The 14,171-nt window shown below is 61.6% G+C and carries 14 protein-coding genes; 8 read left to right on the top strand and 6 right to left on the bottom strand.

Going from position 1 to position 14,171, the window contains the following annotated elements; translation table 11 throughout:
• Positions 1-26 precede the first annotated feature (26 nt).
• The 6 genes from AX760_RS02150 to AX760_RS02125 all read left to right on the top strand — a co-directional run bounded on the left by AX760_RS02150 (position 27) and on the right by AX760_RS02125 (position 5,271).
• Positions 27-284 carry a type II toxin-antitoxin system ParD family antitoxin gene (locus AX760_RS02150; RefSeq protein ID WP_071831193.1) on the top strand — a complete coding sequence of 86 codons (258 nt, stop codon included), beginning with the start codon at positions 27-29 and terminating at the stop codon, positions 282-284.
• Positions 281-598, top strand: a complete 318-nt coding sequence (locus AX760_RS02145) for a type II toxin-antitoxin system RelE/ParE family toxin (RefSeq protein ID WP_245294913.1) — start codon at positions 281-283, stop codon at positions 596-598. Before AX760_RS02150 ends, AX760_RS02145 begins: the two co-directional genes overlap by 4 nt.
• Positions 598-2,001, top strand: coding sequence for a DNA repair protein RadA (radA, locus tag AX760_RS02140; RefSeq protein ID WP_071831192.1), 1,404 nt, complete (start codon positions 598-600; stop codon positions 1,999-2,001). The genes AX760_RS02145 and radA overlap by 1 nt, the downstream gene beginning before the upstream one ends.
• A gap of 142 nt (positions 2,002-2,143) precedes the next feature.
• A complete protein-coding gene (locus AX760_RS02135; protein ID WP_071831191.1) occupies positions 2,144-2,758 on the top strand; it encodes a CvpA family protein in 615 nt (204 codons plus the stop codon).
• A gap of 152 nt (positions 2,759-2,910) precedes the next feature.
• Entirely contained in the window at positions 2,911-4,401 is a 1,491-nt protein-coding gene (gene purF / locus AX760_RS02130; protein ID WP_071831190.1) for an amidophosphoribosyltransferase, read from the top strand.
• Between the two features lie 129 nt (positions 4,402-4,530).
• Positions 4,531-5,271, top strand: a complete 741-nt coding sequence (locus AX760_RS02125) for an SDR family NAD(P)-dependent oxidoreductase (RefSeq protein ID WP_071831189.1) — start codon at positions 4,531-4,533, stop codon at positions 5,269-5,271.
• Between the two features lie 14 nt (positions 5,272-5,285).
• On the opposite strand, the gene AX760_RS02120 is transcribed toward AX760_RS02125, so the two are convergent.
• Positions 5,286-5,549 carry a DUF1488 family protein gene (locus AX760_RS02120; RefSeq protein ID WP_071831188.1) on the bottom strand — a complete coding sequence of 88 codons (264 nt, stop codon included), beginning with the start codon at positions 5,547-5,549 and terminating at the stop codon, positions 5,286-5,288.
• Positions 5,550-5,933: 384 nt separating this feature from the next.
• Between AX760_RS02120 and AX760_RS02115 the strand changes: the two genes are divergently transcribed.
• Positions 5,934-6,254, top strand: coding sequence for a hypothetical protein (locus tag AX760_RS02115; protein ID WP_071831187.1), 321 nt, complete (start codon positions 5,934-5,936; stop codon positions 6,252-6,254).
• 43 nt (positions 6,255-6,297) lie between these two features.
• Here AX760_RS02115 and pssA read toward each other — a convergent pair whose 3' ends face one another.
• The 4 genes from pssA to AX760_RS02095 all read right to left on the bottom strand — a co-directional run bounded on the left by pssA (position 6,298) and on the right by AX760_RS02095 (position 12,162).
• Entirely contained in the window at positions 6,298-7,149 is an 852-nt protein-coding gene (gene pssA, locus AX760_RS02110) for a CDP-diacylglycerol--serine O-phosphatidyltransferase (RefSeq protein WP_071831186.1), read from the bottom strand.
• A 33-nt stretch (positions 7,150-7,182) separates the two neighbouring features.
• Positions 7,183-7,881 carry a phosphatidylserine decarboxylase gene (locus AX760_RS02105; RefSeq protein ID WP_071831185.1) on the bottom strand — a complete coding sequence of 233 codons (699 nt, stop codon included), beginning with the start codon at positions 7,879-7,881 and terminating at the stop codon, positions 7,183-7,185.
• Between the two features lie 153 nt (positions 7,882-8,034).
• Positions 8,035-9,876 carry an ABCB family ABC transporter ATP-binding protein/permease gene (locus AX760_RS02100; RefSeq protein WP_071831295.1) on the bottom strand — a complete coding sequence of 614 codons (1,842 nt, stop codon included), beginning with the start codon at positions 9,874-9,876 and terminating at the stop codon, positions 8,035-8,037.
• 162 nt (positions 9,877-10,038) lie between these two features.
• A complete protein-coding gene (locus AX760_RS02095) occupies positions 10,039-12,162 on the bottom strand; it encodes a LysM peptidoglycan-binding domain-containing protein (protein ID WP_071831184.1) in 2,124 nt (707 codons plus the stop codon).
• Between the two features lie 263 nt (positions 12,163-12,425).
• Between AX760_RS02095 and AX760_RS02090 the strand changes: the two genes are divergently transcribed.
• Complete coding sequence (locus AX760_RS02090; RefSeq protein ID WP_071831294.1) at positions 12,426-13,046, top strand: LOG family protein; 621 nt, start codon at positions 12,426-12,428, stop codon at positions 13,044-13,046.
• 3 nt (positions 13,047-13,049) lie between these two features.
• On the opposite strand, the gene rarD is transcribed toward AX760_RS02090, so the two are convergent.
• Entirely contained in the window at positions 13,050-13,994 is a 945-nt protein-coding gene (rarD, locus tag AX760_RS02085; RefSeq protein ID WP_071831183.1) for an EamA family transporter RarD, read from the bottom strand.
• Positions 13,995-14,171: the final 177 nt, after the last annotated feature.

Below are 14,171 nucleotides of genomic sequence, written 5' to 3'. Positions count from 1 at the left end.
TGTAGAAAGAACAAAAGGAGATCAGGATGGCAGATATCCAGCTCAGCGACGAAGATGAAGCGTTCATTGAGGAGCGTGTGAGAATCGGACCTTACAAGAGCGCTGTCGATGTTATCAGGGAAGGGCTGCACCTTTTGCAGAGCCGTGAGGAGGAAGACGCCGAAGAGTTGCGGCTGTTGATACAGCAGGCAGAAGACGATGTCGCAGCCGGCCATGTTTATACGTTCTCATCGCCGGGGGAATTGCTGGCACATGTGAAGGCGATGGCGGCCGAGAAAAATTGATCCGGCCGAAACGGTTCCGCCTCTCGCGACTAGCGAGCAGAGACCTGGTCGAAATCTACAAATTCATCGCCGAGAAAAATCCTATCGCCGCCGACCGACTCGTTGATGAACTCCAGCAGAAGATTGAACGCTTCGCAAGCCTTGGCATGACAGGCGTCTCTCGTGAGGAATTCCGGGAAGGACTTCGCGCATTTTTCTACAAGAACTATATCATTTATTTCCGTTCTGCAGACTCCGACATTCTGGTTCTGCGCATCCGGCACGGAAAGCAAAAAAACCGTGCCGATGATTTCCCCGAAAGCGACATGACCTGATGGCGAAAGCCCGTACGAATTTCATCTGCCAAAACTGTGGCAGCGTGCACGCCCGCTGGGTGGGCAAATGCGAAGGCTGCGGCCAGTGGAACACGATCGTCGAGGAAGACCCGATGGGCGGGATCGGCGGCGGACCCGGCAGGACGCCGAAGAAGGGCCGCCCGGTGGCGTTGACCACCCTGTCCGGCGAGATCGAGGAAGCGCCGCGCATCACCACCGGCATTTCGGAGCTCGACCGGGCGACCGGCGGCGGTTTCGTACGCGGCTCGGCCGTTTTGATCGGTGGCGATCCCGGCATCGGCAAATCGACGGTTCTGATGCAGGCAGCCGCCGCCCTTGCGCGCCAGGGCCACCGTGTCATTTACGTCTCGGGCGAAGAGGCGGTGGCGCAGGTGCGGCTGAGGGCACAGCGACTGGGTGCTGCCGACACCGATGTGCTGCTGGCCGCCGAAACCAATGTCGAAGACATTCTGGCGACGCTTGGCGAAGGCAGGCGGCCGGATCTTGCGATCATCGATTCGATCCAGACGCTATGGAGCGACACGGCCGATTCGGCGCCGGGTACGGTGACGCAGGTGCGCACCGGCGTGCAGGCCATGATCCGCTTTGCCAAGCAGACGGGTGCCGCCGTCGTCCTGGTCGGTCATGTCACCAAGGAAGGCCAGATCGCCGGGCCGCGCGTCGTCGAACACATGGTCGATGCCGTGCTGTATTTCGAAGGCGACCGCGGGCATCACTACCGCATCCTGCGCACCGTCAAGAACCGCTTCGGCCCGACCGACGAGATCGGCGTGTTCGAAATGTCGGACAAGGGCCTGCGCGAAGTTACCAACCCCTCCGAACTGTTTCTGGGCGAACGCAATGCCAAATCGCCGGGCGCTGCTGTCTTTGCCGGCATGGAGGGGACGCGGCCGGTGCTGGTCGAGGTGCAGGCGCTGGTCGCGCCGACTTCGCTCGGCACCCCCCGCCGCGCCGTGGTTGGCTGGGATTCGGCGCGCCTGTCGATGATCCTGGCTGTGCTCGAAGCGCATTGCGGCGTGCGCCTTGGACAGCACGACGTCTACCTGAACATTGCCGGCGGATACCGGATCAGCGAGCCGGCGGCAGACCTTGCGGTCGCATCAGCCCTTGTTTCGTCACTTGCCGGTCTTGCCCTTCCGCCCGATTGCGTCTATTTCGGCGAAGTCAGTCTGTCCGGCGCCGTCCGGCCGGTTGCGCACACGGCCCAGCGCCTGAAGGAAGCCGAGAAGCTCGGCTTTTCCCAGGCCGTCCTGCCCGCCGCCTCCGCCGACCTGCCGAAAGGCGCCGGCATGCGGTGGAGCGAGATGGAAAGCCTGCCGGATCTCGTGGCGCGCATTGCCGGCTCAAAGGGTGCGCTGAAACAGGCGGATAACGACGATTGACGGAATTGCGGGTGAAAGCCTGTCTATTCCGGTGAAAACAGTGTTCAACCATGTGCCATCGAAAGACGCCCAACGCGCGATGATATATGGTGCAGAAAATTAGCTTGGGGTCGCGTCAGACGCGGGTTCGGAGTAGGACAACATGCCCATTACAATTCTCGACGGTATCGTGCTCGGCGTCGCGCTTTTCTCGGCCATCCTGGCCATGGTCCGCGGCTTCTCGCGGGAAGTTCTGTCGGTTGCCAGTTGGGTCGGCGCTGCTGCCGCGGCCTTCTTCCTCTACCCCTTCCTGCTGCCCTATGCGAAGACCTACACGACGAGCGACACGGTCGCGATGATCGGGTCGGCCGGCGTGGTTTTCCTCGTCGCTCTGATCATCATTTCCTTCATCACCATGCGCATCGCCGATTTCATCATCGACAGCCGCATCGGCGCACTCGACCGCACGCTGGGCTTCCTGTTCGGCGCGGCCCGTGGCGTGCTTCTGGTGGTCGTCGCCATGCTGTTCTTCAACTGGCTGGTTGCCCCGCAGCAGCAGCCGGTCTGGGTGACGACCGCAAAATCCAAGCCGCTGCTCGACAATCTCGGCGGAAAGCTGATTGCGCTCCTGCCGGAAAATGCCGATGCGACGATCCTCGACCGCCTGCGCGGCAAGGATACGACCGGCGAAGGCGAGAATGACGGCACGGGTGGTACGACCACGCAGCCGCCCGCCGAAGAGAACCCCGCAACGAATGACGCGGCGACCAACGGCTAAGGCCGCAGATAGAGTGAGGGCCCGCTTTGGCGGGCTCTGTCCATTTTGCAGTAACGATATGTGAAACCATCAGGCCGCTTCGGCTTGACGGACGGAAGACCCGATACAACATGCGAAACGCGTTTCAGCCGTCAACACAAAGGCCAACAGCGATGACCCATTTGCGAGCCGCACAGATCGAAGACGAGATGGATGGCGATACGCTGCATGAAGAATGTGGCGTGTTCGGCATTCTCGGACACCCGGACGCAGCGACGCTGACGGCGCTTGGCCTGCACGCGCTCCAGCATCGCGGCCAGGAAGCGGCCGGCATCGTCACCTTCGACGGGACGCAGTTTCACACCGAAAAGCGCATGGGCCTCGTCGGCGATCACTACACCGACCCGGCAACGCTGGCCAAGCTGCCGGGCACCATCTCGATCGGACACACGCGCTATTCGACGACGGGGGAAGTGGCGCTGCGCAACGTCCAGCCGCTGTTTGCGGAACTGGAAGTCGGCGGTATCGCCATTGCCCATAACGGCAACTTCACCAACGGCCTGACACTGCGTCGGCAGATCATCGCCACCGGCGCCATCTGTCAGTCGACATCGGACACCGAAGTCGTGCTGCACCTCATCGCCCGATCGCGTCATTCCTCGACAGCGGACCGCTTCATCGATGCCATCCGCCAGATGGAAGGCGGCTACTCAATGGTGGCGATGACCCGCACCAAACTGATCGCAGCGCGCGACCCGACCGGCATCCGGCCGCTCGTCATGGGCGAGCTCGACGGCAAGCCGATCTTCTGTTCGGAAACCTGCGCGCTCGACATCATCGGCGCGAAATACATTCGCGACGTCGAAAACGGCGAAGTCGTCATCTGCGAGATCGAAGCCGACGGATCGATCTCCATTGACGCCCGCAAGCCGAACAAGCCACAGCCGGAGCGGCTCTGCCTGTTCGAATATGTCTATTTTGCCCGACCGGATTCAGTCGTCGGCGGCCGTAATGTCTATGTCGCGCGCAAGAACATGGGCATCAACCTGGCGAAGGAGGCCCCGGTCGAGGCCGATGTCGTCGTTCCCGTTCCGGACGGTGGCACGCCGGCTGCGATCGGCTTTGCCCAGGCCAGCGGCATACCCTTCGAACTCGGCATCATCCGCAACCATTATGTCGGCCGCACCTTCATCGAGCCAACACAGCAGATCCGCGCCTTCGGTGTGAAGCTGAAGCATTCGGCCAACCGCGCCATGATCGAGGGCAAGCGTGTCGTCCTGGTCGATGATTCGATCGTGCGTGGCACGACGTCACTGAAAATCGTGCAGATGATCCGCGAAGCCGGGGCAACCGAAGTGCATATCCGCGTGGCCAGCCCGATGATCTTCTACCCGGACTTTTACGGTATCGACACGCCGGACCGCGACAAGCTGCTCGCCAACCAGCATGCCGATCTCGCCTCGATGTGCAAATTCATCGGCGCCGATTCGCTGGAGTTCCTGAGCATTGACGGGCTCTATCGGGCCGTCGGCGGCGAAAGCCGCAATGATACCCGGCCGCAGTTCACCGATCACTATTTCACCGGAGACTACCCAACGCGCCTTCTCGACAAGAATGGCGACAATCCGGGCCCCAAGCTCTCCATGCTCGCCAGCAAGAGCTGACAGTCCTTTCCGGGCCGGTGACGGCCCGGGGCATCGCCTCGACTATCCAACGATCTGCTGCCTGCCTCGTGCATCCGCCCGAACCTGTGGCAGCACACCCTGCCACATCACATTCGGAGCCTTCCAAACATGATCGATCTCAAGGGCCGCATAGCATTGGTCACCGGCGCGTCGCGCGGCATCGGCTATTTCACGGCACTTGAGCTTGCCAAGGCCGGCGCGCAGGTCATCGCCTGTGCCCGTACCGTCGGCGGTCTGGAAGATCTCGACGATGCCATCAAGGCGGCGGGTGGATTGCCGGCGACCCTCGTGCCGTTCGATCTCGCCGACATGGCGGCAATCGACAAGCTCGGCGGCGCCATTCACGAGCGCTGGGGCAAACTGGATATCCTCGTTGCCAATGCCGGTGTTCTCGGCGTCATCTCGCCGATCGGCCATGTCGAAGCCAAGGTTTTCGAAAAGGTGATGACGGTCAACGTCACAGCCACATGGCGTCTCATCCGCTCGGTGGATCCGCTGCTGCAGCTTTCCGATGCCGGCAGGGCCCTGATCCTGTCCTCCAGCGCCGCCCACAAGTGCAAGCCCTTCTGGGGGGCCTACTCCGCCTCGAAGGCTGCCGTCGAAGCCCTGGCCCGCACCTGGGCCGGCGAAACGCAGCGGCTCGCCCTGCGCATCCTCAGCGTCGATCCCGGCGCGACGCGCACGGCCATGCGTGCACAGGCGATCCCCGGCGAAGACCCGACTACACTGCCGCACCCGTCCGAAGTGGCGGCAGCACTGATGCCGCTGCTCGGGCCGGACCAGACAGAAACCGGCAAGCTGTTCATCGTCCGGGAAAACAAGATCGTCGATTACCGGCTGCCGGAATAGGCAACCGGTTCGGCTCAGAAATCACTGCTTTCCAGATTGACGGCATTTCCGCCTCGGGACTTGTAAAGCCGTTCCGCGACCTTGAGGATCTTTGCCCTCATGGCGTCGAAAGCTTTCAGGTAATCGGCTTCGGACAGATCCCGAACGGGCCGATCGAGACCCAGCGCTTCGATGTTCAGGAAGAATTTAACTTCAAACATGCCGTCATGCCCAAGGAAGCGGATCCGCTGCTTGGTTTCATCATAACTTCTGGCCGCATTTGGAAAGGATACCGTCATGCACGATCCTCAATTTCTGGCATCGGCTAGGCGAAAGTGATGGCTGCGATGAAAAACATCGCGAGGACCACGGACGAACTGATGAGGAAGAGCGCAATTCGATTGGCGACGAAGGTGGAAGACATAAAGCCCTCCTTCAATTGAGGCTAGGGGTATACCCCCTTAAGCGGCAGTGCCCGCACAAAATGCTGCCGAAGGGCAAGCTATGTGGCCTTCAACAGGAAATAGCAAGCGCAATATCCAATATCGACATGGTTGCGCCTTGTTAAGAAGGGCCTTGTGTATGCATGCTCTAGAGCGCATTGTCAGACCTTCGGCAGCCTTGAAAAAGGGCGCTGCTGATTGAGGGCCTCCATACCTTCGCCCCAACCGAAGGAGGACATCATGTCTTCCACATCTCCATACCATTATCTCACCAGCCGCGACCTGAATATGCTTCAGGGGGTGCTGATCGCCACAGGGTATTGGTGTGCGTCTCGTCAAAAGCCACGGGAATGCAATGTCGCGACCAAGCTGATCATCAAGCTGTTTCAACGCGGGATTGTTGAGCCCAAGGCGCTGTCGATTGCGCTTGTTCGCTACATGGGCGCCAGCGTTCCGGAGACGGCGCCCTACGCCCTCCCCGTTCACCGCTTTGCGATCCAGGGTATCCGCCCAGGCGATGCCAAGCCCGCAGCGACCGATACTTCACAACCATTGCCTTGAACCGCAGAAACGGTCATTCGCGCCGAGGGAAAGGCCAGTCCGGCTAGAGACGGTCGCCCGGCAATCCATCCTCGCCGCTCGCCGCACTGTCCGGATGCATCGGCCAGTTGCCATATTTCTTCTGCCATTTGCGGGCGCCGAAGGGCAGCGTGATCAGGTAACCGACGGCCGTCAGCACCATGGTTTCCCAGGTGAAGCTCATCAGCGTTGCGACATAGAGCACGACGAACAGGATGATCGGCAGGACAAGATCGCGGCGAACGCGGTTTTCGGACTTGCCCGACCAGACCGGCAGGCGGCTGACCAGAAGGAAAGCGATCAGGACGGTATAGGCTGCAGACAGAATGCCCATCGTCTGGTCCGGCACGATCCCGAGCAGGCCAAGATACATCGGCAGCAAAACCAGCATGGCGCCGGCGGGCGCCGGCACGCCAACGAAATATTCCGACTGCCAGGTGGTTTTCACTTCGCGCTCGGACATGACGTTGAAACGGGCAAGCCGGAGACCGGCTGCAATGACGTAGATGAGGGCAGCGATCCAGCCGAGCGAGCGTGCCTGGTCCAGAACGAAAGCATAGAGAACCAGGGCCGGGGCGACACCGAAATTGACGATGTCGGCAAGACTGTCCATCTGCGCGCCAAACTTTGAGGTGGCCTTCATCAGCCGCGCCACGCGCCCGTCGATACCATCCAGGAAGGCAGCGACCAGCACCATGGCAACCGCCAGTTCGAAGCGACCTTCAAAGGCAAGCCGCACGCCCGATAGACCGGCGCAGATGGCGAGAACGGTGATCAGGTTGGGGATGATCAGCCGCAGCGGGATCTCGCGCAGGCGCGGGCCGCGGGCCTCATCGTTCGGTCCATTCGGTTCAAAGGGTGGAAAGGGGGTTTCCATGCGTCGCTCCTGTTCCTGGATCGTGAGCCATCATCAGCCTCGGCGGCTGATGACCGGGCCCTTGGAAGAGCCGAACTCCGCCAGCACCGTTTCACCGGCAATCGCCGTCTGGCCAAGGCTGACACGCGGCTGCGCGCCCTCCGGCAGGAACACGTCCAGACGCGAACCGAAGCGAATGAGGCCAAAACGTTCACCCGCCTGCAGTGTATCCGATTCTGCGGACCAGCAAACAATCCGGCGTGCGACGAGACCGGCAATCTGCACCGCGCCGATTGCGCCGCGTTCCGTCTCGATCACCAGGCCGTTGCGTTCGTTCTCGTGGCTCGCCTTGTCCAGCTCTGCATTGACAAACTTGCCGGCGCGATAGGCGATACGACGGATCGTGCCGCGCATCGGCGCACGGTTCACATGGCAATTGAAAACATTCATGAACACGGTAATGCGCAGCATTGGCTCGCTTCCCAGACCAAGCTCGTCTGGCGGCGAAACCAGCGCGATCGAGGAGACGCGGCCATCGGCCGGGCTGATCACCAGATCGTCATCCAGCGGTGTCAGGCGGACCGGATCACGGAAGAAATAGGCGCACCAGACGGTCAGGATAAAGCCGATCCACATCAACGGCTCCCAGAGAAAGCCGAGAACAAGCGAAACAACGAAGAAACCGGCGATGAAGGGATATCCTTCCTTATGCACAGGAACCAGCGTGTTGCGTATCGTCGTGATCAAGCTCATGAATGGCAGTCTCCAGTTATCGAACGTTGCAGAAGGCCTACAGCGAAGCGGCCCAATAGCCAATAGCCAGCAGGTCGTCGGAAGGGATAAGGCAGGGCAACGAAGCGTGGGGTCCGTGTCCAACGCTGCTGCCTTTGGCGGTTGGCCCAGCCATCATATCGCCGTCGCCCCCCGCACGACGACGCCAAGATCGTCGCTTTCGCGCACTTTTTTCAACTGTTCCTCGGCCTGCGTTGCTTCGCGCTGGCGGTTCCACATGGATGCATAAAGCCCGTTGCTATCGATAAGTTCCCCATGCGTACCGCGCTCGGCGATGCCGCCATCCTTCAGGACGATGATCTCGTCGGCATGAATGACGGTCGACAGCCGGTGGGCAATGACCAGCGTCGTGCGGTTCTGCGAGACGATATCGAGTGCCGCCTGGATTTCCTGCTCGGTGCGGGTATCGAGCGCCGAGGTCGCCTCGTCGAGGATCAGGATCGGCGGGCTTTTCAAAACCGTGCGGGCGATCGCCACACGCTGTTTTTCGCCACCGGACAGTTTCAGGCCGCGCTCGCCAACCATCGCCTTGTAACCTTCGGGCAGGCTCTTGATGAAGCTGCCGATCTGGGCGATGTCCGCAGCGGCAACCACCTCCTCTTCGCTGGCCGACGGGCGGCCGTAGCGGATGTTGTAGGCAATCGTGTCGTTGAACAAAACGGTATCCTGCGGCACCATGCCGATAACAGCGCGCAGGCTCTTCTGCTTCACGTCGCGCACATCCTGCCCATCAATGGTGATGGTGCCGCTTTGCACATCGTAAAACCGGTAGAGCAGCCGCGACAGCGTTGATTTGCCGGCACCGGAGGGGCCGACGACGGCCACGGTCTTGCCGGCGGGAACCTCGAAGGAAATGCCCTTGAGGATCGGCCGGGCCGGATCATAGGCAAAATGCACGTCCTTGAAGACGATCGCACCCTTGTCGATGAGCAGTTCGCGCGCATCCGGACTGTCGTTGACCTCCGCCTCGACCTCCAGCAGGTCGAACATCTGCTCGATATCGGTGAGACCCTGGCGGATTTCACGATAGACGAAGCCGATGAAGTTCAGCGGGATGGATAGCTGCATCAACATGGCGTTGATGAAGACGAAGTCGCCCAGCGTCTGCTCGCCGCGCTGCACGGCCAGTGCGGACATGACCATCATCACGGCCGTGCCTGCGCCGAAGATCACCGCCTGGCCGAAGTTGAGCCAGCCCAGCGATGTCCAGACCTGCGTCGCCGAACGCTCGTAGCGCGCCATCGACTGGTCGAAGCGCTGCGCTTCCATGTCCTCATTGCCGAAATATTTGACGGTCTCGAAATTCAGGAGCGAATCGATCGCCTTGGTATTGGCCTCGGTATCGCTGTCATTCATCGAGCGGCGGATGCCGATGCGCCAGTCGCTGGCCTTCACCGTGAACCAGATATAGACCACCACCGTGACGGCGGTGACCAAAAGATAGCTGAAGCCGTAGCCCCACCAGAAGATGATCGCCGTCAGCAGGAACTCGATCAGTGTCGGCACGGTGTTGAGGATGGTGAAGCGAACGATGGTTTCGATGCCCTTGGTGCCGCGTTCGATGATGCGCGACAGGCCGCCGGTGCGTCGCTCCAGGTGAAAGCGCAGCGACAGCTGGTGCATATGCACGAAGGTACGGTAGGCGAGCTGGCGCACGGCATGCTGGCCGACGCTGGCAAACAGCGCATCACGCAGCTGATTGAGCCCAGCCTGCAGCAACCGCGCCAGATTATAGGCGAGGACAAGCATGACGGCACCGGTGAAGACCACGGGCAGCACGCCGACAAGATCCGTTCGACCGTTCAGCGCGTCCGTCGCCCATTTGAAGAAGTAGGGAACCAAAAGCAGCACGATCTTGGCAACGAGCAGGATGACGGTCGCCCAGACGACCCGCATTTTCAGATCGGCGCGATCGCTCGGCCACATATAGGGCCAGAGATTGACGATGGTCCGCATCGGATTGCCGGCGTCGGCGGATACTGTTTTTTTCTGTGGAGCCACGGTGCGTCACCTTTGCAGGTCTTCAATGAAAAGCGGCGCCTTGGGTAAGACGCCGCCTCCTGTCTCAAATAGGTTTTTCACGCGCTCACCGCAATGGAGCGGACCCTGAAAACCGCATCAGGGTGCCTGCTGCAGATGCTTGCGGTGCACAACTTCGGATTCCTGCTCCGACATGGCCTGGTCCGGCACGCCGAACACCTGCCCCGGCAGGATGCGGTTGGGATCGGTGATCTGATCCTCGTTGGCGAGATAGATCGTCGTGTAGCGCACGCCCGCACCATAGACCCGGCGCGAGATCTGCCACAACGTATCGCCGCGGCGGATGATCACCGATGTCTTGCTCTGCTGAAGCGGCGCCTGCTCGACCGTTTCGGGCTCCGAGGCGGACTGGCCGCCGCTGGCCGTTGTTGTCGTGGTCGAGGATGCTGCACCGTCGGTGGCCTGACCTTCAACAGTCTGACCTTCAACAGCCGGGCCTTCGACCGCCTGGCCGCCGGCTGCCGTGTCCGTCCCGGCGGCTGGCTGCGTCGTCTGCGCGGCCTCCGTCGTGGGCGGTTGGGTGGCGCTGTCGGCAGGCGTTTGCGTGGCGGTATCCTGCGCCGGAGAAGCGGCTGTTGCAGCATTGCTGTCTGCAGCCGCGCCGGTTCCATCGGTACGCGGCATCAGCGCCGAACCCACGGCGGTTTCGATCTTGCCAAGCGCGGCCGAAACGCTGGCGGCGTCCTGCGGCACAGCCTTAAGCATGACAAGGGCTTCCGCTGCAGCGGCCGAGGTTCTGGTCGCCATATCGGCAATGGTTTCGTCCAGCGTGCCGGCAACCTTGAAGTCGGCCAGCGAGTTCAGCGCAATCTCGGTTGCCGAGCGGGCCGCCGCGAGCTGTTCTGCACTCGGCACCTTGCCCCCTTCAAACAGGCCCTTGAGCAGCGAGAGCGCCTTGCCTGCCTCCAGCCGCAGGCCGTCGAAGCTGCCGCCGTCGAAGGCTGCCATCGTGCCCGCGGCACCGGATTGCGCGACAGCGGCAACCTGCTCGCCTTCCGGGCGATCAAAGGGTACGGACGCCCGGACATCGACCTTGCTGCCGTCGGCCGAGAGCATGTCGGCGCGGATCGTATGTTTGCCGACAGCAAGATCGAGCGTGCCATCGACGACGAAGCGTCCCTGCTCATCCGCCTTCATCTCGCCGACCAGAATATCGTCGGCATAGATACGCACGAGCGCGCCCGGCTTTGCCCTGCCGGCCACGAAAACCTTGCGGCCTTCGATTTCGACCGCGGAGACAGCAACCTCGGCCTTGCCCGCCATTGTCGTGGCAGCAGGCGTTGTTGCCGCAGCAGTATCGGAAGCGGTCGCGGTTGTGGCCTCAGCGGGAGAGGCAACAATGGCCTCGGACGGAGTTGCGTCAGCAGCAGCCTTCGCCGCTTGCCCGTTGGCGCCATCGGTTGCAGCGGCCGTCGTATCCGCGGCAGCTGCATCAGCGGCAGTTGTATCGCTTGCAGGCGCGGTCTGTGCCATGCTGGCCGGATCAGCATCGGACGAGGCGGTCGCGCCTGCCGTCTCCGTGGCTGTCGTGCCTGCCGGTTGCGCATCGCCCCCTGCCTGCGCACTGGCGGCCACCATTGACTCCGGCGTGGTCAGGATCCGGCTGGCTTCGCCCGGTTTTGACACCATCGCTAAAAGTTCGCCCGAGGCATCCTTCGGGATCGAAACGGTTGCGACCTCTTCGGACGACTTCGACGCGCCACCATCGCCGACGCTGCGCAGCGTCAGCTGATAGTCACCGGCCGAAAGCGGCTTGTCGAAAACGGCGGCAAAATCGCCGCTCTGGCCAACCTCGGTGCTCGCGATCACCGTGTCGCCATTCATGATGTCGAGCTTGGTTCCCGGTTGGGCGCTGCCGGCAATGACGGTTGAACCATCCGGCTCGACGCGCAGCACGTCAAAGCCAGGAACGGCCCAGCCTACAGTCGGATCGACCGCAGCGGTTTCGGCAGGTTTTGCATCCGTTGCCGGTTGAACGGACGGGTCGGCCGGCATTTCGGCAGTTTCCGCCGTTGCCGAGGGGCGCGCGCCCTTGGCGTCCGCAGCTGCCGTGTCGGCCGGCTTCGCATCGGTGACATCAGGCGTTCCGGCCACCGGCGTGTCCTTGATGCCGCTGAGATTGGGCATGACAAAGAAGACCATCAACACGGTCGCAATCGCCAGGACGATAAGGGCCACCCAGCCGGCCTTGTTCTTCAGCATGCACATCTCCAAACGGACCCGAAGCTCCCGGCGATCGCTCGAGCACCGCCGGCAGGAAGCCCTTCCCCTGCATGGACACCAAACGCTCCGTCCGCTTCTTGGGCAGGCGGCAGGCCAAGGCGCCCCTTTTTCTGTTCATCTCTGAAATTGCTAACGATTTCCTGTGCTTTTCACAAGCATTCTCACATGTTGAGCGGTCCAGGCCGGGTTCTTTTTCCCTCATTTTTCTTGACGCCCGCTGCGGTGCCATGTCTTTTCCGGCCATGAGCGAAAAAACTGTCCCGATTCGATCCATCTGCGTCTATTGTGGCTCCCAGCCCGGACGCGATCCGTCCTACATGAATGCCGGGCGCACGCTCGGCAAATCCATCGCCGAACATCATCTGCGCCTTGTCTATGGCGGCGGCACAAAAGGCATCATGGGGGCCGTCGCCAGCGGCGTTCTCTCGCATGGCGGCCGTGTCACGGGCATCATACCAGAATTTCTCATGGATATGGAGGCCACCCGGCATTCGCTGGGCCAACTCAGCGAACTGATCGTCACGCCCGACATGCATGAGCGCAAGCACAAGATGTTCGAGCGCGCCGATGCCTTCGTCACGCTGCCCGGCGGCATCGGCACCCTGGAAGAGATCATCGAGATCATGACCTGGGCACAGCTCGGTCGTCACCGCAAACCGATGGTGTTCGCGAATATTGACGGCTTCTGGGATCCGCTGATGGAGCTGATCCGCCACATGTCAGAGGCCGGCTTCATCCACACGGCCCATCTTGTCCAGCCGATCGTCATCGACGATCCCGAAGAGATCGTGCCGGCGATCATGGCCCACTGGGCCGGCGAGGTCGACCGCGATGGCGAGGCCGGCATCATCAAACGGCTGTAAGATTTACGCCGCCGGCGGGACCAGGTTGAGGGCCGCGCGCCGGGCGCGGCTTTCCAGGATCATCGATGTCGAATAGACCGCAAGCGCCGCCCAGATCAACACGAAGGCGATGAGCTTCGATGTACCGAAGGGCTCGTGGAAGACGAAAACAGCGATGACGAAGATCATCGTCGGCGCGATGTATTGCATGATGCCGATGGTCGAGAGCCGCAGTAGCTTGGCACCATTGGCATAGATCATCAGGGGGACAGCGGTGACGACACCGCAGGCCAGAAGCCAGAGGACATCGGCGATGCCGGTATCGCCAAAATGCCCCTGCCCGCTCGCTTCCAGATAGACGATGTAGCCGATGGCGGGAACGCTGAGCAGCAGCACCTCGAGAAAGAAGCCCTGGTTGGGACCAACCGGCAAAGTCTTGCGGAAGAACGCATAAAAACCCCAGGACACGGCCAGGGCCAGCGACACCCAGGGCAGACCACCGGCATCGAAGGCGAGAACGACGACGGCAACCGCAGCCAGTCCGATCGCAACAATCTGCGCCGGATTGAGTTTTTCCTTCAGGAGCACGGCACCGAGGAAGATCGAAAACAGCGGATTGATGTAATAGCCAAGGGCGGTTTCCAGCGCCCGCCCGGCACCGATCGCCCAGACATAAATGCCCCAGTTGATGGTGATCAGAACGGCTGTCACCATTGCCATCATCATGGTGCGCGGGGACCGCAATGCGCGCTTGATATCGCTCGTGCGCCCCAAAATAAGCAGCACGATGCCGGCAAGCGGCACCGACCAGACGATGCGGTGCGCCACCACTTCCGACGCCGGAATATGCGCGACGGCCTTCATGAAGAACGGCAGGAAGCCCCAAAGGAAATAGGCGGCCAGCGCAAAGGCGAAACCCCGTGGCGAATCACCAGTTGGTACCACCGTCGTCTTGTCTGCTTCAGCCATGCTGCTTCATCCCAATTGTCTTTTGCGATTTCGGGCGGTCCTACGCCAAGCGGCGTGAATGCACCAATTCATTCCGGTGAAGCAAGGGCGGGCCGGTGAAGCAAGGACTGGCCGGTGAAGCAAGGACTGGCCGGTGAAGCAAGGACTGGCCGGTGAAGCAAGGACTGGCCGGTGAAG

The sequence above is a fragment of the Pararhizobium antarcticum genome (assembly GCF_001885585.1).
Lineage (GTDB): Bacteria > Pseudomonadota > Alphaproteobacteria > Rhizobiales > Rhizobiaceae > Pararhizobium > Pararhizobium antarcticum.
The sequence above is the reverse complement of the archived record's forward strand: the minus strand, read 5'-3'. Positions and strand labels throughout refer to the sequence as shown.

Bases quoted from the DNA above. Each gene is read 5' to 3' on its own strand.
- AX760_RS02150 (WP_071831193.1), top strand. From the start codon at position 27: ATGGCAGATATCCAGCTCAGCGACGAAGATGAAGCGTTCATTGAGGAG.
- radA (WP_071831192.1), top strand. From the start codon at position 598: ATGGCGAAAGCCCGTACGAATTTCATCTGCCAAAACTGTGGCAGCGTG.
- AX760_RS02135 (WP_071831191.1), top strand. From the start codon at position 2,144: ATGCCCATTACAATTCTCGACGGTATCGTGCTCGGCGTCGCGCTTTTC.
- purF (WP_071831190.1), top strand. From the start codon at position 2,911: ATGACCCATTTGCGAGCCGCACAGATCGAAGACGAGATGGATGGCGAT.
- AX760_RS02125 (WP_071831189.1), top strand. From the start codon at position 4,531: ATGATCGATCTCAAGGGCCGCATAGCATTGGTCACCGGCGCGTCGCGC.
- AX760_RS02120 (WP_071831188.1), bottom strand. From the start codon at position 5,549: ATGACGGTATCCTTTCCAAATGCGGCCAGAAGTTATGATGAAACCAAG.
- AX760_RS02115 (WP_071831187.1), top strand. From the start codon at position 5,934: ATGTCTTCCACATCTCCATACCATTATCTCACCAGCCGCGACCTGAAT.
- pssA (WP_071831186.1), bottom strand. From the start codon at position 7,149: ATGGAAACCCCCTTTCCACCCTTTGAACCGAATGGACCGAACGATGAG.
- AX760_RS02105 (WP_071831185.1), bottom strand. From the start codon at position 7,881: ATGAGCTTGATCACGACGATACGCAACACGCTGGTTCCTGTGCATAAG.
- AX760_RS02100 (WP_071831295.1), bottom strand. From the start codon at position 9,876: ATGCGGACCATCGTCAATCTCTGGCCCTATATGTGGCCGAGCGATCGC.
- AX760_RS02095 (WP_071831184.1), bottom strand. From the start codon at position 12,162: ATGCTGAAGAACAAGGCCGGCTGGGTGGCCCTTATCGTCCTGGCGATT.
- AX760_RS02090 (WP_071831294.1), top strand. From the start codon at position 12,426: ATGAGCGAAAAAACTGTCCCGATTCGATCCATCTGCGTCTATTGTGGC.
- rarD (WP_071831183.1), bottom strand. From the start codon at position 13,994: ATGGCTGAAGCAGACAAGACGACGGTGGTACCAACTGGTGATTCGCCA.